Here is a 19,541-nt window from a genome sequence, read left to right as displayed (position 1 = left end):
CGCCTCGACCCGAGTGGCTGTGACTCAGCGTTGTCGGGTGCCCTGGGTAGGTGACGCTTCGGCATGCTGAGGCCCGTGGCGCCGTGTCCGCGCCTATCGATCATCGTTGTGGCGGGCATGGCTGACCGAGCAGAAGCGATCGATGTGTTGGCGGAGTTCCGTGAGCAGCTCTACCGATGCATGACCCGGCGGGCGGACGCCTTGTTCGAGCTGGCCGACGCACTGCTGTGCACGGACGGGCCGGTCAAGACCCTGGTCGGGGCTGTCGCTTCCCCGGAGCACCGGCGTGGCCACGGCGCCATGTATGACGCGCTCAACCACGGCCGCATCGACGTCGAGTCGCTGCGCCCGGAGCTGGCCGGCTTACCGCTGCCGCGGGCGGCGGACGGCCGGCTGGTGCTCGCGGTGGACGTCTCACCGTGGCTGCGCCCGGACGGCGACTGCAGTCCGCAGCGCTCGTTCTGCCACACCTACGGCCGCGGCAAGGAGGAACACCGCATGATCCCGGGCTGGCCCTACTCGATCATCGCCGCCCTGGAAACCGGCCGCACCTCATGGACAGCCCTACTCGACGCAGTCCGCCTGCCACCCGGCGCGGACGTCACCACGATCACCTGCGCACAGATCCGCCAGCTCGTCGACCGCCTCACCGACGCCGGCCAGTGGAAGCCCGACGACCGCGACATCCTGATCGTGCTCGACGCCGGCTACGAAGCACCGCGCATCGCCTGGCTGCTGCGGGACCTCCCGGTGGAGATCCTGGGCCGGATGCGCTCGGATCGGGTGCTACGCCGCCCCACGCCGCCAAGGATCTACAACCCTGAAGGCGGTCGGTCGGCCAAGCACGGCGGGGAGTTCGTCTTCGGCGACCCCGCCACCTGGGACACCGAGCACGCGGTCACCCACACCGACACCCGGCTCTACGGCCAGGTGAAGGCTCAGGCCTGGGACCGGCTGCACCCGCGGCTGACCCGCCGCGCCGCCTGGGTCGATCACGACCAGGCGCTGCCTATCATCGCCGGCACGGTCATCCGGCTCACCGTCGACCACCTGCCCAGCCGCGGCGAACCCAAGCCGCTCTGGCTGTGGTGGTCCAAGGGCGACGCCACCGCCGACGATGTCGACCGGTGCTGGCAGGCGTTCCTGCGCCGCTTCGACATCGAGCACACCTTCCGCCTGCTGAAACAGACTCTCGGCTGGACCGCACCGCGACTCCGTGAGCCAGCCGCAGCCGACCGCTGGACCTGGCTCATCCTCGCTGCGCATACTCAGCTGCGTCTCGCCCGGCCCCTCGCTCAGGACCTACGCCGGCCTTGGGAACGCCCGATGGCCCCGGAACGGCTCACCCCGGCCCGGGTCCGGCGCGGGTTTCGGAACCTGCGCGCGGCCAGCACCTCGCCAGTGCATGCACCTAAACCCAGCAGGCCCGGTCCCGGACGCCCGCCAGGCTCCCGCAACCGGCGCACCACGACGCGCTACGCCGTGGGACTCATCCTGGTCACCGGCCAGGCACACCAGCGACCGGCCCATCGCAAGAAGGGCACCAAGCCCCCGCCGAACTGGTTAAACGACAAGCTGACCGCGGGCCGCCCCCGCTGGGCTCCGCGACACCTCTTACGCCGGCAGCTCCACGGCCGGGGCGGCGGGGACCCGCAGGTCGGCGAAGATGCGCCGGGCGCGGTCGAGGTGCTGCTGACCTTCGCCGGCGTCACCCAGGTCGCGCAGGGCCGCCGCGATGCCGTCGTGGGCGCGCGCCGTCTCGTACCTGTCGCCGATCTCCTCGGCCAGGTCGAGGGCCTGGCCGTGCCGGGTCCGGGCCTCGCCGGCCTGCCCGGCGGCGCGCAGCACCTGGCCGAGGTCGTTGAGCGCCTCGGCCTCGCTGGCCCGGTCGCCGATCCGCTGGTGCAGCACCAGCGCCCGGCGCAGCTGGCCGGCCGCCTCGGTGAGCCGGCCCTGGCGGGCATGGACGGCGGCCAGGTCGGTCAGCGCGTACGCCTCGGCGGTCCGGTCACCGGCGCGCCGGACCGCCGCGAGGCTCTGCTCGAGATGGGCGGCGGCGCGCTCCAGGCCGGTCGGGTGCCGCGGCTGCCGGGCCAGCAGGGACAGCACGTACGCCTCGCTGTACCGGTCGCCGAGCAGGGCATACAGCTCCAGCGCCGACTCGAAGCGCCGCACCGCCTGGTCCTGGTCGCCCAGCCGCGCGTCGACCAGGCCCAGCCGGACCAGCGCGTCGGCCTGCCCGGCGTCGTCGCCCAGCTGCTCGTAGAGGGTCCAGGCCCGGCGGTAGTGGTCGGCCGCCTGCCGGTAGTCGCCCAGCCGCCAGTCGACGCTGCCCAGGTTGCGCAGGACCTGCGCCTCGGCCGCCCGGTCGCCGAGTTCGGCGTACCGGAAAAGGGCCTGTCGGTAGGTCGCCGCCGCCTCGTGCAAGCGGCCCTGGCGCCGGTGCAGGCGGCCCAGCTGGGACAGCGACCGCGCCTGCGCGGCGCCGTCGCCGATCGCCCGGGCCGCGGCCACGGCGGAGGCGGTGACGGTCGCCGCCTCAGCCACCGGCCCGGCCGCGTCCAGGTAGCGGAACAGCGTGCCGACCAGTGCGACGGTGTGCCGGTAGAAGCCGTGCGCCGCGCCGTAGACGCAGGTGGCGGCCAGGTTGGGCCGCTCCGCCTCGATCCAGGCGCGGGCCTCGTCCGGGTCGCCGGGCACGGTCGCGCCGTCCGGGTACAGCGTGCCCATCGCGGCCTCGGCCCGGCTGAGGTAGTGGTCGAACAGCCGGGTCAGCGCCGCCCGCCGGTCCGGCTCGCCGTCGTGCTCGGCGGCGAGTTCCGCCGCGTAGACGCGCAGCAGGTCGTGCATGCTGTACCGGCCGCCGCGGCCGGCCTGGACCAGGCTGGCGCGGACCAGCACGCCGAGCTGCCGCCGTGCCTCGCTCGCGGTGCTGCCGGTCAGCGCGGCCACCGCGTCCACGTGCGCGGTCTCCCCCGGATGCAGCCCGAGCAGCCGGAAGGTCCGGGCCGCGGCGTCCGGCAGATTTTGGTACGACCAGGAGAACACCGCCCGGACCTCGGCGCGTGGATCCCCGCCCGCGTCCAGCAGGTCCAGCCGCACCCGGTGGTCGCCCAGCTCGGCGACGAGCTCGGCGAGCGGCACGTCGGTGCGTTCGGCGGCCAGCTCGGCGGCGATCCGCAGCGCCAGGGGCAGCCGGGCGCAGGCGGCGGCCAGCGCCTCGGCGGCGGCCGGCTCCGCGCCCACCCGGGTGCCGATCAGCTTGCGCAGCAGGGTGAGCGCGTCGGGCAGCGGGAGCAGGTCGAGGTTGACCCGTTCGGCGCCGTGCACCGCCACCATGCCGGGCAGCGAGTCACGGCTGGTGATCAGCACCAGGCACGAGCCGGTGCCGGGCAGCAGCGGCCGGACCTGCTCCACCGAGGACGCGTTGTCCAGCAGCACCAGCATCCGCCGGCCGGTGAGCTCGGAACGGTAGCGGGCGGCGCGCTCGTCGTTGCCCGGCGGGATCTCCGGGCCGCGGACGCCGAGCGCGGTGAGGAAGCCGGCCAGCGCGTCGGCGACGGTCACCGGCTGTTCGGCGTCGTAGCCGCGCAGGTTCACGTACAGCTGGCCGTCCGGGAACGCGTCGCGGACCCGGTGGGCCCAGCGCACCGCCAGGGCGGATTTGCCGACGCCGGCCGTACCGGACAGCAGGGCGACGGTCAGCGGCGGCTCGGCGCCCGGGGTCACCAGCAGCCGGTCCAGTGTGGCGAGTTCTCCGGCACGCCCGGTGAACGCGCGCACGTCGGCCGGCAGCTGGGTGGGCACCGGCGCCGCGACGACCGGCGGCGCGACGGGGTTGCCGGCGTCACCGGCCGGCGCGTCCGGGACGGCGCTCCGCGGGTCGGCCGCCGGCACGTCCAGTGCCGGATCCGCCGCCAGGATCTGCTCGTGCAGCCGGCGCAGCGCGCTGCCCGGATCGCTGCCCAGCTCGTCGGCGAGGCTGCGGCGGATCCGCCGGTACTGCTCGTCGGCGTCGGCCTGGCGCCCGCAGCGGTACAGCGCCAGCATGGCCTGACCGGCCAGCCGCTCGTCCAGCGGATGCTCGGCGACCGCGGCGGTCAGCGCCGGCAGCAGCTCGCCGTGCCGGCCCAGGCGCAGCAGCACGTCGTTGCGGTCCAGCTCGGCGGCGAACCGCTCGCCGAGCAGCGTGCGGCGCATGGCGGCCAGCCACGGCGTGTCCAGCCCGGCGAACGGGTCGCCCCGCCACAGCTGGAGCGCCCCGGTGATCAGGTCGGCGGCCGACCGGTCCGGCTCCGCCGCGCGGGCCAGCCGGATCAGGCCGCGGAACCGGTGCAGATCCACCACCTGCGGATCCACGGTGAGCAGGTAACCGCCCGGCTCCCGGCGGATCTCCACGCCGGTAGCGCCGGCGAGGGCGCCGCGCAGCCGGGACAGGTAACTGTAGAGAGCGCCGGCGGCCCGCTGCGGCGGGTTGGCACCCCAGACCCGGTCGATCAGCTGGTCCATCGTGACCGGACGGCCCGCCTCGACGAGCAGCACCCCCAGCACGCACCGCTGCCTGGCGTGCCCCAGCTCGACGGACCGGCCGTCGATGCGGGCCTCCACCACGCCGAGCACCCCGAACTCCGCCGCCAACTGACCTCCGCACGCCCATCCCCGACCAGGGGATTCAAGAAATTCACAAGGACGGTACGAGTCTCCCACGCTTCGTACAAGGTCCACCGGCGAGCATTGACACCGTTGTGGGAGGCAGGTCGCTCCTCGCCCGGTTGCGCAAGCGTACGGGGGAATCGGGACGCCACAGTGACTCCGACGGTGACGAGCGACCTGCCCCGCAACGAGTTCCGGAACCGCGCGCGCCCCCTACCGGCGCCGCGGCCGTCATACGATCACGACTCGAAACTATCTTCGCAATAGGGACGGGCATACGTGATCAAGGGATTGAACAAGATCGAGGTCATCACGATCTTCGCCGAGGATCTGGCCGCCACCCGGGCGTTCTACGAGAACGTCTTCGGCCTCGAGGTGGTCTGGGCGGACGAGGCCTCGGCGGTGGTCCGGCTCGAGAACCTGATGATCAACATCCTGCGCGCCGACCGCGCCGGCACACTTGTCGAGCCGCACCCGGTAGCCGGCCCGCGGAGCGGCGCCCGCCTGCTGATCACCATCGAGGTGGCCGACGCCAACGCGGTCTACGAGGAGCTCAAGCAGCACGGCGTGACCATCCTCAACGGACCTGTCGACCGCCCGTGGGGACGCCGCACCGTCGCGTTCACCGACCCGGCGGGCAACGCCTGGGAGGTCGCCCAGATCCTGACGCCGGCCTCCTGACCCCGGCCACTCCCCCGGCGGCCGGTCACGGCATCGGCCGCGACCGGCGGCCGGGCCGCCACTTCGTCACCTGACGCGCCGCCGCCCGGCCGGCTCGGGCGCCGGAGGACGGTAGCCAGGTCGTCGCTCAGGTGGTCGGCCGGCCGCCGTCGGGGCCGGCGGGGAACTCGTCCGGAAGTCCGGCTCCTCGTGCAGGCGGGGCGGTTGGCATGGCAATCGGTCAGGTGAGGGCGTCAGTGGTACAGGTGACCACCGCGTACTCGCCCTTCGACGCGTTCTCCTTCACCACCTTGCCATCCACGGTGATCCTGCACTTGATCGTGCCCGCACCCTTGTTCTGCGCGAGCACCGTCGCCACGATCATCGCCTCACCCGACGACATCGTCTTCTTCCACGGCACCTTGACGCCGTTGTCCTGTGACTGATCCGAGTTCAGGCCGTACGTGATATCGGCCTTCTTCGCGCCGGTCACCTCCAGCACGATGGACTTCTTCTTTGCCGCGCTCCCATCTGCCGCAGTGTCCTGGGCGCCCGGACCGGCCGTGTCAGCGCCACCGGATGAGCAGGCGATCCCGATGGCTGCGGTCACGGCCAACGCGGCGATGAAGGATTTGTTCCGCATAGGGCAGTCGCTCCATGGACCGGGGATGGTTGGACTGGTCGGCGGCCGGGCCCCAGTCCACGAAACCCGGCCGCACCGATCCAACTCATTCGCAGTCATCAAAGTTATGGCCTTAACGGACAGTGCTGTCTTCCGACCGGTACCGCAAGTGGACTACCTGGTCACGTGGCGATGACCGCAACGTCGGGGCTGTTGCGCCAAGCAGCTACTCCGCACCCGCTACCATCGCCGACCAATCCAGGACGACGTCCGGGTCTCAGGCCACTGCGAGCTTGAACGGGCCGAAACGGCTCCCCAGGCGCCGGAGCCGCATTCCCGGGGACGCCGAGCAGTCAGGTACAGCTACCGCTCCACCATCGAAACGCCGCAACGCGAACCTAGTCAGGTTGGTCCGCCGCCCCGACAAAGCCGCAGTCCAGATACATCACCTCGCCGGGAGTACCCCATGAACCGGGTTTGATCTCGTAGTCGCAGATGAGTTGCTGTTCGCCGAACGCATCGTCGACGTATCGGCCGCCGGGGATCAGCGCCGTGTACCGGTCTCCGCTCTCAAGCTGCCGGCCGGCCGACTGCGGGTTGACCTGACAGCGATCTTTCCACAGCTCGTAGGCCCGCTGCACCTCGCCAGAAGCGGGACCGACATGCTCCGGGAATCCTTCCAGCTTCCACAGCCGGTCCGAATCGCTCATCGAGCCTCCCTGGCAAGGTGCGGCGAGTCTGTGGCGGTTCAAGCGTTCCGGGCCGCCCAGGCCGCAAGCTGCTTACGGGTAGGTCGCTCATCAGCGGGGTCGTCAGTCTCGTCGGGTCGGGTGAACCAGTCCCGCAGCCACGCCAGCTCAATCCGCGGGCTGCCCACCGACTTCATGGCGAGTTGCCACGGCGCGGACGCCTGGATCAGGGTGCGCAGGTCGGCGGGGGACAGATCGGCGTACCGCTGCAGTACCCCGTTGATGGCGTTCAGGGCGCCGCTGTGCGGCGGTTCCAGGACGTCAGGTTCGGACAGATCGTCGAGGGCGACCCCGTGTTCGACGGCGTACAGCGCTTCGCCGAACAGGGCGTCACCACCGAGGGCAAGGTAGTGCCCCTGGCAGAAGAACAGCAGCAGGTTCCGTTTGGTTTCGGACAGCCCCGGCCGGTTGATCTCTATGGCTTTGATGACGGAGATGGCGCTGGCGGTCATCGGCGCAAAGTATCGGCCAGCACCGGTCAGGTCAGTCCCTCGATGCGGGGCTGTTACGACGGTTGGCATGATCGCCTCCGCTCCGTCACGACTAGTAATACTCACCGTAGTTGTATCAACGGCGTGACCCTGTCCTCGATCCGACAATCCATCGATCCTCATCACGCAACCAGCTCGCGGCACACTGTGAATGCTCACGAATCCACAGGTCGTTCGGCCAGCGAGCCCGATCCCCCACCCTCCTCATCCCTCCTCGTGACGGACCTGGTCGAGGACGTCGACGCGGTGGTCGGGCGGATGCGCCGCGCGGGCGCCACGGTGGTGTCGGAGCCACATGTCGTCTTCACGCACGCCGACGGGCTACTCGGACCGGCCGGGACCGAGGAGGTTCAGGCGTTCCTGCGTGACACCGAGGGTAATCTGGTCGGCCTCGTGGAGCATCGCCGTCTCGCCCGCGTGGAGTGAGGTCGCTCGGCGGGCGGGGTTGCGGTGAAGATCATTTGTAACAAGAATGGTTACGATGCCATCGAACAGCAGAGTAACCATTGCGGCGCACGCCCTCGCCTGGCTGGAGCTGGCCCGCCGGCGCGGCCGGCCCTGGCTCACCTCCGACGAGGTCGCCGCCAGCGTCAACACCAACCCGGTCATCCTCCGGCGCAGCCTCGGTGACCTGCGCCGGGCCGGCCTGGTCCGGGCACGGCGCGGGACCGGGGCCGGGTTCGCGCTGGCCCGCCCGGCCGACGAGATCACCATGTACGACGTGTGGGCGGCCGTCGATCCGGAGCCACTGCTGGCCCTGCACAACTCGGAGCCGAACCCGGAGTGCCCGGTGGGCCGCGGCATCCAGCCGGTCCTGACCGACGTCTACGACGACGCGTCGGCGGCGTTCGGGGCGGCACTGCGCCGCCGGACGATCGCCGGCATGCTGGAGAGGATTCTGCGGTGATCGTCGAGCTGCGGCAGTACACCCTGCGGCCCGGCCGCCGGGACGAGCTGATCGAGCTGTTCGACAGGGAGTTCGTCGAGTCGCAGGAGGCGCTGGGCATGCGCGTGCTCGGCCAGTTCCGCGACCTGGACCGGCCCGACGTGTTCGTCTGGCTGCGGGGCTTCCCGGACATGGCGGTGCGGGGCCGGGCGTTGCCCGAGTTCTACGGCGGCCCGGTGTGGCGCGAGCACGGCCCGGCGGCGAACGCCACGATGGTCGACTCCGACGACGTGCTGCTGTTGCGGGCCATCGTCGCACCGCCGGCCTCGCCCCGCGACGCCGGCCGGCCGGGCACCGTGCTGACGGCGACGATCTGGTACCGGGAGCGACCCTTCGACGAGGAGTTCACGCGGTGGTTCACCGGGCAGCAGCGCGACGCGGGCGCCGTCTTCGCCACCGAGTATGCCGAGAACAACTTCCCGCGGCTGCCGGTGCGGGAGGGCGAGCACGCGTTCGTGTGGTTCGGCGCGGCGGCGGAGCCGGAGCTGACGGTCCCGGCCGGTTTCGACGTGGTGAAGACCGAGCGGCTGCGGCTGGCGCCCACCGCCCGCTCCGCGTTTCGTTAGGCCGGGTTTCGGCATCCGGCCGAGTGTGAGTGTGGCCGGCCCCGGCCGGATGCCGAGGCACGGCCGGCCCGGCTCACGGGCGGCTCAGGCCCAGCTCAGGCCGGGCTCACGGGCAACTCACGCCCGACTCAGGCCGGGCTCACGGGCAACTCACGCCCAGATCATGGCCGCTCACGGCCGGCTCACCGCCGTGGCGAACGGGATGGCCAGCATCGCCGGAGCGACCACGGACAGGTGGGACCCGTCGGTGAAGCGCAGCGAGAGTTCGCCCTCCGGGTCGCTCGCGGCGGCCGCGTCCAGCGCGGTCCGCTGACACTGCCAGGCCAGTGCCAGCGGCGCCAGCGGCTCGGCCTCGGTCCGGGAGAACAGCCGACGGACAGCCAGCTTGACCCGGTCGAAAGACGTAACCGCCGCGAATCCGCTCGAAGCGGGCGCGGTCGGCGCGGGACCATCCGGCGCGGGGCCGCCCGACGCGGGCGCGGCCGGCGCGGGGCCGCCCGACGCGGGGCCGGCCAGGTCCGTCCGATCAGAAGGCGTCGCCTCGGTGAGCAGGAACAGCAGCAGCCGAGCCTCCGTCAACGCGAGCGCCGCCGCCGACGTATGCTCCGGCAGGCATCGATACAACCCGGCGGCAGTGCCACCGCGCGGCCCCACCGGCGCCGGCGCCAGCGGTCCCTGTGAAGCCCCGCTGATCCGTGAGATCAACGACAGCCCGGACGCCCGGGCGACCCACACGGCCGCCCGGCAGGTCTCCCCCGGCTCCAGATGCTCGCCGACCCGCGCCCGCAGTTCGGCCTGCCGCCGGGCCACCGAGGACCCGCCCACCGGATCAGGCCTTGGCCGCGGCCGCCACGCTGAGCGCCTGCGCCGCATGCTGGTTCATGTCCAGCTCGCTGTGGATCACGTCGAGGACCGTCCGGTCGGTGCCGATCACGAACGTCATCCGCTTGGTGCTCAGCGGGCCCAGGTTCAGCTTGCGCTTCACGCCGTACGCCGCGATGGTCGCCGATGCCGGGTCGGACAGCAGCGGGTAGTCGAACGTGTAGGTCTCCGCGAAGAGCTTCTGCTTCTCCACCGGATCCCGGCTGATGCCGACCCGCTGCACGCCGGCCGCGCGGTACTCCGCCGCGAGGTCGCGGAAGTGGCAGGCCTCGGCGGTGCAGCCCTTGGTCATCGCCCCGGGGTAGAAGAAGAGGACCACGGGACCGTTCGCCAGCAGGTCGGTCAGCCGCCGCGGCGTGCCGTCCTGGTCGGGCAGTTCGAAGTCGGGCGCGATGTCGCCCTTGCCGATGCTCACCGCCGCAGCGTACGGGATCAGGCCGTTGCGGCAACCTTTACCTAGCTCTACTATGCCTTGATCTTCTAGGTATCACGACGGCATCACGAACGGCATCACGAACGGCAGCGACGAACGGTATGGGAGGAAGGGTGCCCCCGTGCGGGTGACAAAGGATCTCGTGGCCGCCTCGGCCACCCCGATCGTGCTCGGCATCCTCGCCGAGGGCGAGAGCTACGGCTACGCCATCCTGCGCCGGATCAGCGACCTGTCCGGCGGCGAGCTGGACTGGACCGAGGGGTTCCTCTATCCCCTGCTGCACCGGCTCGAACGCCTCGGCCACGTCGAAGCGAGCTGGCAGACCGTGACCGGTGAACGCCGGCGCAAGTACTACCGCATCACCAAGCAGGGCCTGGCCGAGCTGGCCGAGCAGCGCCATCAGTGGACGACGGTGGTCGAGGCGCTCCAGCAGATCTGGCCGCAGACACTTCCCTTGGAGGGCACCGCGTGACAGTGACCAACGGTCCGGACGAACTGGAGAGCCAGTTCGCGCAGTGGCGGGAGTACGTCCGCCGCCGGCCGGAACTCATCGCGTCCGACGCCGACGAGCTCGAGGACCACCTGCGCGACTCCGTCGACGAGCTCACCGCCCTGGGGCTGCGGCCCGACGAGGCGTTCCTCATCGCGGTCAAGCGGATGGGCGGCCTGGACGACCTGTCCCGCGAGTTCGCCCGCGAGCACTCCGAACGGCTGTGGAAACAGCTGATGTTCCTGGGCGACTCCGGGGACACGGCGACGAAGGCGACGTTGCGGCGCGACCTGATCGCCATGCTGGTCTGCGCCGCCGGCGCGGCCCTCTCGATCAAGGTGCCGGCCCTGTTCGGGCAGCACTTCGACGACGAGGGCACGTTCTACGAGACCAACGTGGCCCTGTTCACCCTCCCCTGGCTGGCCGGCTTCCTGGCCTGGCGCCGGCGGGCCGGTCTCCGGCTGTGCGCGGTGCTGGTGGCGCTGTTCGCGCTCGGCGTCGCCGGGGCGAACTTCTACCCGGTCGCCGACGACTCCCAGTCGGTCAACCTGATCGGCTCCCACCTGCCGATCGCCCTGTGGTTCGTGGTCGGCCTGGCCTACGTCTCCGACGAGGTACGGTCGTCGCGCCGGCGGATGGACTTCATCAGGTTCAGCGGCGAGTGGTTCGTCTATCTCGTCCTGATCGCGCTCGGCGGCGGCGTGCTGATCGTGTTCCTGACCAGCACGTTCGACGCCATCGGGCTGGGCGCCGACGACTTCATCACGTACTGGCTGGTGCCCTGTGGCGGGATGGCGGCGGTGGTGGTGGCCGGCTGGCTCGTCGAGGCCAAGCAGGGTGTCATCGAGAACATCGCGCCGGTGCTCACCCGGCTGTTCACCCCGCTGTTCGCCGTGGTGCTGCTGGCCTTCCTGGTCGCCACCGGCCTGACCCACGGCGGCATCGACGTGGAACGCGAGAACCTGGTGATGTTCGACCTGCTGCTCGCCATCGTGCTGGGCCTGCTGCTGTACTCGATCTCCGCCCGGAACCCGCTGGCCCCGCGCGGCACGTTCGACGTGCTCCAGCTGGTCCTGGTGGTCAGCGCGCTGGTCATCGACGCGCTGGTCCTGCTGACCATGACCGGCCGGATCGCCGAGTACGGCACCACCCCGAACAACACGGCGGCGCTGGGCGAGAACATCGTGCTGCTGGCCAACCTGGCCTGGGCGGCGTGGCTGCTGTTCAGCTTCGTCCGCCGGCGCGCCGGGTTCCCGGCGATCGAGCGGTGGCAGACCACCTACCTGCCGGTCTTCGCGGTCTGGATGTGGGTGGTGGTGCTGGTCCTGCCGCCGGTCTTCAACTTCCGCTGAGCCGGCCGAACGCCGCGACGATCCGCTCGGTCTCGTCGACGTCCTTGACGGCGACCCGGACGTAGCGATCGCGGAAGTCGGGTGAGAGCGGGGAGACGTCCCGGACGAACACGCCGTCGGCCTCACAACGGCGTCGCACCTCGGCGGCCATCCCCTCGCGGGGCAGCCGGACCAGGACGAAGTTCGCCTCCGACTCCAGCACCTCGACGTCCGCGGCCGAGCGCAACCCGTCGGCCAGCATCCGCCGCAGGTCCCCGGTGCGCTGCCAGCAGTCCTGGTAGTGCCCGGGGTCCCGCAGCGCCCGGATCGCGGCGACCTGCGCGGGCAGCGCGACCGGCCAGGGCGGCGACCAGCGGCGCAGGCCGGCGGCGAGCGGCTCGGACGCGACCAGGTAGCCCACCCGCAGGCCGGACAGGGCGTACGCCTTGGACATGCTCTTGCAGACGATCAGGTTCGGCACCAGCGCGGCCCTGGATTCCAGGCTCTGCCCCGGCCCGGCGTAGTCGGTGTACGTCTCGTCCACCCAGATCGTGGTGCTCGGCGGCGCGTCCCGCAGCACCGACCACAACAGCTCGGCGTCGACGTGCCGGCCGGTCGGGTTGCCCGGGTTGACCAGCACCACCAGGTCGTAGTCGCGGCGCAGCGCCTGGCGCAGCTCGTCCGGGTCGAGCCGCCACCCGTTCTCCGGGCGCAGCCGCAGCACGTCGGCCCGGGCGCCGAGCTTCGCGATCAGGTGCGGGTACTCGCCGTACGTCGGCTGCATCAGCAGCACCCGGGAACCCGCGCCGGCCAGCCGGGGCAGGGTCCGGTAGATCAGGTCGGACGAGCCGGCGCCCACCACTATCGCGCCGGGGTCCACCCCGCGCGCCTCGGCGATCTCGGTGATCAGGCCGTCCGCCTGGGCCGGCGGCGAGGTGCGCGCCAGCCAGGCGGGATCCTCGGTGAGCGCGGCGAGGACACCGGGCGCGGGCGGGAACCACGCGTCGAGCACGTCGGCGGTGACGATGCGGTGCCGCCGGTCCAGGCGGTCGAAGCGGGTGCCGATCGCGTCGAAGGACCGGCCCCCGTGCGCGCAGTGCTCCGCCGGTGCCCCGGGCTCGGGTTCCGGCTCCGGGTGGAACGGCGTGTCCAGCTCCCACCGCACGAGAGCGGCCAGCCGGGGCAGCACCCGCCGGTACCGTTCGGCGAACGTGACCCGGGCGGCCGCCACGTCACCGCGCATCAGGCCGTAGCGCTGGGCGCCGGCGGTGAACTCCACGCCGGTGCGGTGCAGGCCGAGCCGGGCGTACATGTCCTGGGTCTCGGCACGACCCATGGCGATCGCGGTGCGCCCGCCACGCGACACCACCCAGCGCAACGCGGCGTAGATCAGCAGGCTCGCGACCGGGGTGCGGCGGAAGCGCTCGTGCACGGTGAGAGCGCGGATCTCGTACGGCTGGCCGGCGCGCACCCGCCGCACGGCCGGCTCGTCGAGATACCGCTCGACGAAGTAGCGCGGCGCCGACGGCGGCGTGAGGCTGACGAACCCGGCCAGTTCCCCGCCGGCCAGCGCCAGCAGATGCACGTTCCCGCTGTCGGCCGGCTCGGCGAGGCGCCCGCTCGGGTCGACCGGGTACTGCTGGAGCTCCACCGCGTAGACGTCGTGGCGCAGCCGGAAGATCTCGTCCCGGTCCGCCGCCGTCGCGGCCCGGATGGTGAACTGTCCCATCGACGATCCTCTCTAGACTGCTGTGCGATCGCCGCCCGCCGCGGCGCACTCGCCGCCTCATTCCATCAAGCGGATCATGCGGCCCGGCCACCACCCCGGGAACACCCGCGATTCACCACCATTTTCGGTACGACTCGGCGTCGCGTGCCGATCGGCTCGCGAGGCCGCTGCCACCCCGGACCGCCGCGCGTGTCGTGCGGGTCCGCGGGTGGTCCGGAAGATCAACGGCCGGGCGGCACGCGGGCACTCGCCGGCCTCGGCGTCACCGCTGCCGTGCGGGACAGCGGACCCGCACGACACGCGCGGCGGTCGTGCGGGGGCCGGGCCTGGCGAGCCGGCTGCCACGCGACGCCCAGTCGTACCGGAGAATGTCGGAGATCAACCCCAGCGGCCCGCAAGCGAGCGGATGGTTGTCACGCCGACACAGGCGCGCTCGTCTGGCGGGGTACCGGTGACAGGTATTCGCCGATGCGCTCGACCAGCAGGGCCATCTCGTAACCGACCTGCCCGAGATCGCACTCGCCGGACGCCAGCACGGTCATCGACGAACCGTTGCTGATCGACATCAGGAACAGGTAGCCGCTCTCCATCTGGACGATGGTCTGCTTCACCACGCCACCGGTGATCAGCGCGGCCGCGCCCCCGGTCAGGCTGACCACGCCGCTGACGATGGCCGACAGCTGCCCGGCCGGTCCGCCCGGCAGATCCTTGGACGCGGCCAGCAGCAGGCCGTCGGCCGAGACCACGACGACGTGCGCGACACCCGTGGTGCCCTCCGCGAAGTCGTCGAGCAGCCAGCTCAGGTCCTGCATGGTGGGTGGGGTCGTCACCGATCGTTCTCCTTAGCACCGGGGGCAGTGCTCAGCCGGCCCCGCTGGACGGCGTTGGTGAAGGTGGACAGGCTGCGCATGGCCTCCGGGTCGCGGCGCACCCGCTTCGCCGGCGTGGCCGGCGCGGAACCCGGGACCAGCTGGGCCTGCGGGTTGCGCCGCGGCAGACCGGTGGCCGTGGTGCCGGCCGCGATCGGCGCGGCCGCCGCGGACGCCCGCTGCCAGCCGTCGTCGGCCCGCATCCGCCACCGGTCCTCGGCGGCGGCCCGCGGCCGGGGCATCGTCGCCACGACCGGCTGCGCCGAGGCCGGAGCCGCCGCCGCGGCAGAGGCCGGGGCACGGGTCGGTGCGGGCGCGTAGCCGGCGGTCGGCAGGCCGCGCGGCGCGGCCTGGCCCGCCGCGATCACCGTGTCGAACCAGGCCACCCGCATCTCCATCTTGATCGGCGTCGTGGTCCGGGCGCCGCGCCGGATCGGCTCCACCGGCGGGGCCGGCTGCGCGAGCCGCACCAGGATCGAGGCGGGCAGCATCACCTCGGCGACCGTCCCACCCAGCGGGCTCGGGATCAGGCGGACCCGGATCCCGCGCCGGGCCGCGAGCCGGGCCACCACCGCGAAGCCCATCAGCCGGAACGCCGTGACGTCCACCTCGGCCGGTTCGGCCAGCCGCCGGTTGATCAGCTTGCGCTGTTCGTCGGACACGCCCAGGCCGCGGTCCTCGATCTGGATCACCACCTGGTTCTCCACCCGCTGCCCGTGCGCGATCACCTGGGTCCGCGGCGGCGAGAAGCGGGTCCCGTTGTCGAGCAGCTCGGCGACCAGCCGCACCACGTCGCCGATCGCGCCGGCGGCGATCCCGACGTCCTGGTCGACCACGCCGAAGTCCACCCGGTTGTACTGCTCCACCTCGGACTGGGCGGCCCGCAGCACGTCGATCAGCGAGGCGTCCTCGCGGCGCGGCGCGCCCGGCTCGGCACCGGCCAGCACCAGCAGGTTCTCGTCGTTGCGGCGCATCCGGGTGGCCAGGTGGTCCAGGTCGAAGAGCCGGGCCAGCCGCTGCGGGTCCTGCTCGTCGTGCTCGATCTGGTCCAGCTCGCGGATCATCCGGTCGACCAGTCGCTGACTGCGCCGGGCCAGGCTGACGAACATCGTCGACACGCTGGTGCGCCACGCCGCCTGCTCGGCGGCCACCCGGACCGCCTCCCGGTGCACCACCGCGAACGCCTTCGCCACCTGCCCGAACTCGTCCTCGCCGGTGAGCCGGATCGGGTTGTGGGTCTCCGCGACGATCCGGTCCACGCCGCCGTTGTCCAGGTCGCTCGCGTCCTTGAGCCGGTGCACCGCGTCGGGCAGCTCCCGGTTGGCGACGGTGAGCGCGCCGTCGCGCAGCCGGTGGGCCGCGGAGTTCAGGTTGCGGGCCAGCAGGACCGCGAACGTGACCCCGATGGCCAGCGCCAGCAGCACCAGGACGCCTTCGACCCGGGCCCGCCAGGAGGCGCTGGCGCTGTCGTCCTCGGCGACGCTGACCGCCCGGTCCTGCAGCTGCTGCTCCGCCGAGTACAGCAGGGTCAGCACCCCGTCGTACGCCTTCAGCAGCTCACCCATCGGCGCGGCGCCGGGCCCGGTCAACCGGGTGTTCAGCCCGTCGGCGGCGCCCATCCGGGCGTCGGCCAGCATCGCCTCGACCACGCCGACCTGATCCCTGGCGGCCAGGGTCCGGAAGCTGGCGAAGGCCGAGTCACGGGCGGCCTGCGCGGCGATCAGCTGCTGTTCGCGTACCGCGGTGAGTTCGCCGGTGATGCGTACCGAATAGGCGATCGCCTCCTGCTGCGCGATCGCCGTCCCGATCCGGCTGAACGCGCCCAGCGCGCGCAGCGCGTCGGCGACCGGTCCCGGATCGGCGACCTGGCCCACCGACTCCTCGAAACCGGCGAGCCCGGCGAGGACGTCACCGTAGCGCTGCACCGCGCTGGCCACGCTGAAGTCCGCCTTCTCCGTGACGTCCTGGCGGATCCCGGCGAGCTTGCCGAGCTGCTCGTCGATCACCGAGAGCTTGTCCCGCACCCGGCTCGGCACGTCCTCGGTGCGCGACAGGGCGTTGCGGAACGCCGTGACCTGCGTGTTCACCTCGCCGACCCGCGCCTGGTAGTCGGTCCGCCGCGCACCGTCGCCGACCAGATAGGCCACCGCCGCCATCCGCTCGGCGTGCACCAGCCGGTTCAGCGCGGCCAGTTCGGTGCCGAGCCGGGTGAGCTGGGCGATCCGGTCCGAGTCGGACGCGGTGCCACGCACGTCGATCAGGCGCGCGGTACCCAGCGCCAGCACCGCCGCCAGCGGAATGACCATCAGACCGGCCAGTTTGGCCCGGATCTTCACGTCCCGCAGGCGGGGGATGAAACGTCGTCGCGCGGTGGAGCGGCGGGATCCCGCGCTCACGGCAACTCCTTCGATCGGCCCGTACCGTTTCGCCGGGCGGCACGGGGGACGACAGCTGCGCCCTGATCCTGGACACATGCGGCGGACCTGAGCCGCGAATAGATCGACGCAGATTCCATCAGAAGATCAAGCGGATGGGAAGAGGCACCGCGGTCCGGCAGGCGGTGGCCGGCCTGCTGCGGCCGGACCAGCACCACCTGCGGCTGCCCGCCGACGCCCTCGCCGAGGCGTTCCTCGGCCTGTCGCGCACCGCGGCGCGCACCCCGGGCGAGGAGCGGGAGCCGCTACCGGCCGAGCAGGTCGTCGACCTGTTCCTGCACGGCGCGGTTACGGTTCCGCCCGGCCGTTCAGGATCCAGGTCAGGTTGAACTTGTGGAACACGATGAAGTGCTCCCTCGCGCCGGTCCCGCCCGGATCGGACGGGTCGGCCTTGCTGCCCTCGATCAGCGCCGCCACGTGGTAATCCGAGGTCTTGGCCATGCTGGAGTACCCGCCCTCCACCGGGTCGCTGCCACCCCAGCCGGCCGGATGCGGGATGAGCCGGGACATCCGGTCCCACGTCGCCCCGTCGTCGTAACTGATGCTGATCGTCATGTCCCGGCGGCTGGTGGCGTTGGCCGGGTGCAGGAACATCAGGCGGTGCTTGCCGTCGAAGTTGTACCGCAGCAGTGAGCCCTGGCAGCCCTGCCCGGTGGTGGGCTCGGTGAGCGTGTCGTGGGCGCCGTTGTGCCACTGGTACCCGGTGTAGCCGCCGGTGAGCGTGCCGGCGAGGTGCTTGCGGTAAGGCTGGAAGCCGGAAGCGCCGGGCCGGTCGTTGCGGTACACGCCGCCGTCGGTGCGCTCGGCGACCGTGCCCTCGACGCCGTCCCGGCTGGGCAGGGCGGACTGCTGCCAGGTGACCCCGCCGTCCGTGCTGTAGATGTTGCGGCCCCAGGCCGGGATGACCAGCGCGCCCTTGTCCGGGCCGCTCTGGGTGAGACGGATGCCGTTGCCCGGCCCGATCGCGTCCCACTTGTAGCCGGACGGCTTGAGGGCGGCGTTGAGATTCTTGAAGGTCCACGCGCCGCTGGGCACGCCGTTCGCGCCGACCTGCTTGGACAGCGCGAAGACCTCCCGGTTGCCCCAGGTCGCCTGCGAGACGTCGGTGATCGCGCCGTCGGTGAGCTGCGCGAACAGCCAGACGGTGCCGCCGGTGGCCGGGTCGCTGTTGGGCTGGTAGACCGGGGTGGGATTGCCCCAGGTGTCGGTACCGCCGGTGGCGACGGGCTGCAGCGCCGACCAGGTCGCCCCGTTGTCCGCGGACACCTTCATCACCAGGTCGATGTCACCCCAGTCGCCCTCGTTGTGGCGCCGTCCCTCGGCGAACGCGACGAGCGTGCCCGGCGTGGTGCCCACCACCGCGGGGATCCGGAAGCTGTCGTAGGACACCCCGTTCAGGGTGTCCCCGGCGCCGAACAGGGTGTAACCCTCGGGGCTGGGCGCGGCGGCCTGCGCCGGCCCCGCCGGCACCGCGCTGACCGCCGCCGCCAGCACCAGCACGCCGGCGAGCCGGCCGGCTCCCGCACGGAGTCCACATCTACGCATTCGTCCTCCCCTGACCCGCCGTGACTGTATGGGGAGGATCGCCGATCCCGGCACGGCCCTCGAACGATGTTCATCGAACGTTCGCCGGGCCGGTACGGGTCACCGCCGCGCGGGCCCTGCGAAGCCCGGCGGACGTAGCCGCTGCTCCCTACAGCGTCGCGGCGAGGTCGTCGCCGAGCGGTGTGCGCTCGTAGTAGACGGCCCGGCCGCTGCGCCGGCCCACCACCACTCCGGCGTCGCGCAGCGCCGCGAGATGCCCGGAGACCGTGCCGAGCGACACCCCGAGCAGCGCGGCCAGCTGCGACGGTGTGCTGGCGTCGGCCAGCGCGCCGAGGACGCGGGCGCGGCCCTCACCGATCAGCCGGGCGACCCCGCCGGCCGCAACCCGCACCTCCTCCAGGGCGCCGCGGGCCGGATACACCAGCGCCAGGCGCGGCGGCGCCTCGCACATCCACCGCCCGACGGTCCCGGTGTGCGGCACCAGCACCAGTCCCTGCTCGCCGACGTTCAGGTCGGCGTGGGCCTGCGGGGAGAAGAAGATCGCGTCCGGCGCCGCCCAGCGGATCTTGCCCATCCCGCTGAGGGCGTCCCGCCAGCCGCGGGTCGCGAGCACCCCGGCCCGGTGCCGGATGTCGCGTTCCATCACGGCCCGCCGGCGTGGCCAGTCCGGCTCGACGAACCATTCCCAGATCCGGGCGAACACCGCCGCGGCCCGGGTCGTGACACCGTCGACGTCGGCCCATTCCAGATCGTTCGTCTTCCAGGCGTACCGGCGGGACTCGGCGATCGTCGCCCGCGCCGCCGCGTCCGGCTGCAGTGCGCGCATCTCGGCCAGTTCGTCCTCGATCCGGGTGGTCATCGAGGTGGGTGGGATCGCCACGAAGTCCGGCAGGTACTTGGTCGCCGAGATCAGCCGGACCAGGCCGGCGGCGAACGGATCGTCGCCGAGCCACCCGGCCAGCGCCCTCGCCTGGGCGCCCGGCCGCCCGCCGTCCTGCTCACGCCGCAGGGCGACGAGCCGGCTGAACGTCTCGGCGAGCGGCGAGAGCGCGAATCGGCTGGCTCGCAGCGCCTCCGGTCCGAGGCGGATCTGGGTCATGGCACGACCTTGCGGCATTCGCCGCAAGGATTCAAACCCGC

The 19,541-nt window shown here is 72.2% G+C and carries 18 protein-coding genes and 1 pseudogene; 8 read left to right on the top strand and 11 right to left on the bottom strand.

What is annotated here, in order from left to right:
* The first annotated feature begins 99 nt into the window (after window positions 1-99).
* Window positions 100-1,567: pseudogene (locus Actob_RS20355) on the top strand (NF041680 family putative transposase).
* A 47-nt stretch (window positions 1,568-1,614) separates the two neighbouring features.
* Here Actob_RS20355 and Actob_RS20350 read toward each other — a convergent pair.
* Window positions 1,615-4,638 carry an AfsR/SARP family transcriptional regulator gene (locus Actob_RS20350; RefSeq protein ID WP_284921890.1) on the bottom strand — a complete coding sequence of 1,008 codons (3,024 nt, stop codon included), beginning with the start codon at window positions 4,636-4,638 and terminating at the stop codon, window positions 1,615-1,617.
* Window positions 4,639-4,932: 294 nt separating this feature from the next.
* Between Actob_RS20350 and Actob_RS20345 the strand changes: the two genes are divergently transcribed.
* On the top strand, window positions 4,933-5,334 hold the full coding sequence (locus Actob_RS20345; RefSeq protein WP_284921889.1) for a VOC family protein: 402 nt from the start codon (window positions 4,933-4,935) through the stop codon (window positions 5,332-5,334).
* Window positions 5,335-5,554: 220 nt separating this feature from the next.
* On the opposite strand, the gene Actob_RS20340 is transcribed toward Actob_RS20345, so the two are convergent.
* From Actob_RS20340 to Actob_RS20330, 3 genes are all read right to left on the bottom strand, one after another.
* Window positions 5,555-5,956, bottom strand: a complete 402-nt coding sequence (locus Actob_RS20340; RefSeq protein ID WP_284921887.1) for an MmpS family transport accessory protein — start codon at window positions 5,954-5,956, stop codon at window positions 5,555-5,557.
* Window positions 5,957-6,333: 377 nt separating this feature from the next.
* Window positions 6,334-6,645 carry a hypothetical protein gene (locus tag Actob_RS20335; RefSeq protein ID WP_284921886.1) on the bottom strand — a complete coding sequence of 104 codons (312 nt, stop codon included), beginning with the start codon at window positions 6,643-6,645 and terminating at the stop codon, window positions 6,334-6,336.
* 38 nt (window positions 6,646-6,683) lie between these two features.
* Window positions 6,684-7,136 (bottom strand): hypothetical protein, encoded by a 453-nt coding sequence (locus Actob_RS20330; protein WP_284921885.1) that lies wholly within the window; start codon window positions 7,134-7,136, stop codon window positions 6,684-6,686.
* A gap of 255 nt (window positions 7,137-7,391) precedes the next feature.
* Here Actob_RS20330 and Actob_RS20325 point away from each other — a divergent pair, with 255 nt between their 5' ends.
* The 3 genes from Actob_RS20325 to Actob_RS20315 are packed head-to-tail and all read left to right on the top strand — an operon-like array spanning window position 7,392 to window position 8,687.
* Window positions 7,392-7,601: a VOC family protein gene (locus Actob_RS20325; RefSeq protein ID WP_284921884.1), complete on the top strand. Its 210-nt coding sequence runs from the start codon at window positions 7,392-7,394 to the stop codon at window positions 7,599-7,601.
* 55 nt (window positions 7,602-7,656) lie between these two features.
* Window positions 7,657-8,082, top strand: coding sequence for an Rrf2 family transcriptional regulator (locus Actob_RS20320; protein WP_284921882.1), 426 nt, complete (start codon window positions 7,657-7,659; stop codon window positions 8,080-8,082).
* Window positions 8,079-8,687, top strand: coding sequence for an NIPSNAP family protein (locus tag Actob_RS20315; RefSeq protein WP_284921881.1), 609 nt, complete (start codon window positions 8,079-8,081; stop codon window positions 8,685-8,687). Before Actob_RS20320 ends, Actob_RS20315 begins: the two co-directional genes overlap by 4 nt.
* A 171-nt stretch (window positions 8,688-8,858) precedes the next feature.
* Here Actob_RS20315 and Actob_RS20310 read toward each other — a convergent pair whose 3' ends face one another.
* Together Actob_RS20310 and Actob_RS20305 are read right to left on the bottom strand one after the other, a co-directional pair.
* Window positions 8,859-9,512 carry a hypothetical protein gene (locus tag Actob_RS20310; protein ID WP_284921879.1) on the bottom strand — a complete coding sequence of 218 codons (654 nt, stop codon included), beginning with the start codon at window positions 9,510-9,512 and terminating at the stop codon, window positions 8,859-8,861.
* A 4-nt stretch (window positions 9,513-9,516) separates the two neighbouring features.
* Window positions 9,517-9,984: a peroxiredoxin gene (locus Actob_RS20305; protein WP_284921878.1), complete on the bottom strand. Its 468-nt coding sequence runs from the start codon at window positions 9,982-9,984 to the stop codon at window positions 9,517-9,519.
* A gap of 139 nt (window positions 9,985-10,123) precedes the next feature.
* Here Actob_RS20305 and Actob_RS20300 point away from each other — a divergent pair, with 139 nt between their 5' ends.
* Together Actob_RS20300 and Actob_RS20295 are read left to right on the top strand one after the other, a co-directional pair.
* The gene (locus Actob_RS20300) at window positions 10,124-10,474 is read left to right on the top strand and encodes a PadR family transcriptional regulator (protein ID WP_284921877.1); all 351 of its coding nucleotides are present in this window, start codon (window positions 10,124-10,126) and stop codon (window positions 10,472-10,474) included.
* Window positions 10,471-11,844, top strand: a complete 1,374-nt coding sequence (locus Actob_RS20295; protein WP_284921876.1) for a permease prefix domain 1-containing protein — start codon at window positions 10,471-10,473, stop codon at window positions 11,842-11,844. Before Actob_RS20300 ends, Actob_RS20295 begins: the two co-directional genes overlap by 4 nt.
* On the opposite strand, the gene Actob_RS20290 is transcribed toward Actob_RS20295, so the two are convergent.
* The 3 genes from Actob_RS20290 to Actob_RS20280 form a co-directional block, all read right to left on the bottom strand.
* On the bottom strand, window positions 11,831-13,552 hold the full coding sequence (locus Actob_RS20290) for an aminotransferase class I/II-fold pyridoxal phosphate-dependent enzyme (RefSeq protein WP_284921875.1): 1,722 nt from the start codon (window positions 13,550-13,552) through the stop codon (window positions 11,831-11,833). The two genes, Actob_RS20295 and Actob_RS20290, sit on opposite strands and share 14 nt — an antisense overlap.
* 413 nt (window positions 13,553-13,965) lie before the next feature.
* Window positions 13,966-14,382 (bottom strand): roadblock/LC7 domain-containing protein, encoded by a 417-nt coding sequence (locus Actob_RS20285; protein ID WP_284921874.1) that lies wholly within the window; start codon window positions 14,380-14,382, stop codon window positions 13,966-13,968.
* Window positions 14,379-16,817, bottom strand: coding sequence for a sensor histidine kinase (locus Actob_RS20280; RefSeq protein ID WP_284921873.1), 2,439 nt, complete (start codon window positions 16,815-16,817; stop codon window positions 14,379-14,381). The genes Actob_RS20285 and Actob_RS20280 overlap by 4 nt, the downstream gene beginning before the upstream one ends.
* Before the next feature lie 134 nt (window positions 16,818-16,951).
* Here Actob_RS20280 and Actob_RS20275 point away from each other — a divergent pair, with 134 nt between their 5' ends.
* Window positions 16,952-17,185, top strand: a complete 234-nt coding sequence (locus Actob_RS20275; RefSeq protein WP_284921872.1) for a hypothetical protein — start codon at window positions 16,952-16,954, stop codon at window positions 17,183-17,185.
* Here Actob_RS20275 and Actob_RS20270 read toward each other — a convergent pair.
* Complete coding sequence (locus Actob_RS20270; protein WP_284921871.1) at window positions 17,145-18,401, bottom strand: sialidase family protein; 1,257 nt, start codon at window positions 18,399-18,401, stop codon at window positions 17,145-17,147. The genes Actob_RS20275 and Actob_RS20270 overlap by 41 nt on opposite strands.
* 148 nt (window positions 18,402-18,549) lie before the next feature.
* Window positions 18,550-19,500, bottom strand: coding sequence for a winged helix-turn-helix domain-containing protein (locus tag Actob_RS20265; protein ID WP_284921870.1), 951 nt, complete (start codon window positions 19,498-19,500; stop codon window positions 18,550-18,552).
* Between the last annotated feature and the right edge of the window lie 41 nt (window positions 19,501-19,541).

The sequence above is a fragment of the Actinoplanes oblitus genome (assembly GCF_030252345.1).
GTDB lineage: Bacteria > Actinomycetota > Actinomycetes > Mycobacteriales > Micromonosporaceae > Actinoplanes > Actinoplanes oblitus.
Note: the sequence above shows the minus strand (reverse complement) of the source record. Positions and strands in the feature narration are given on the sequence as shown.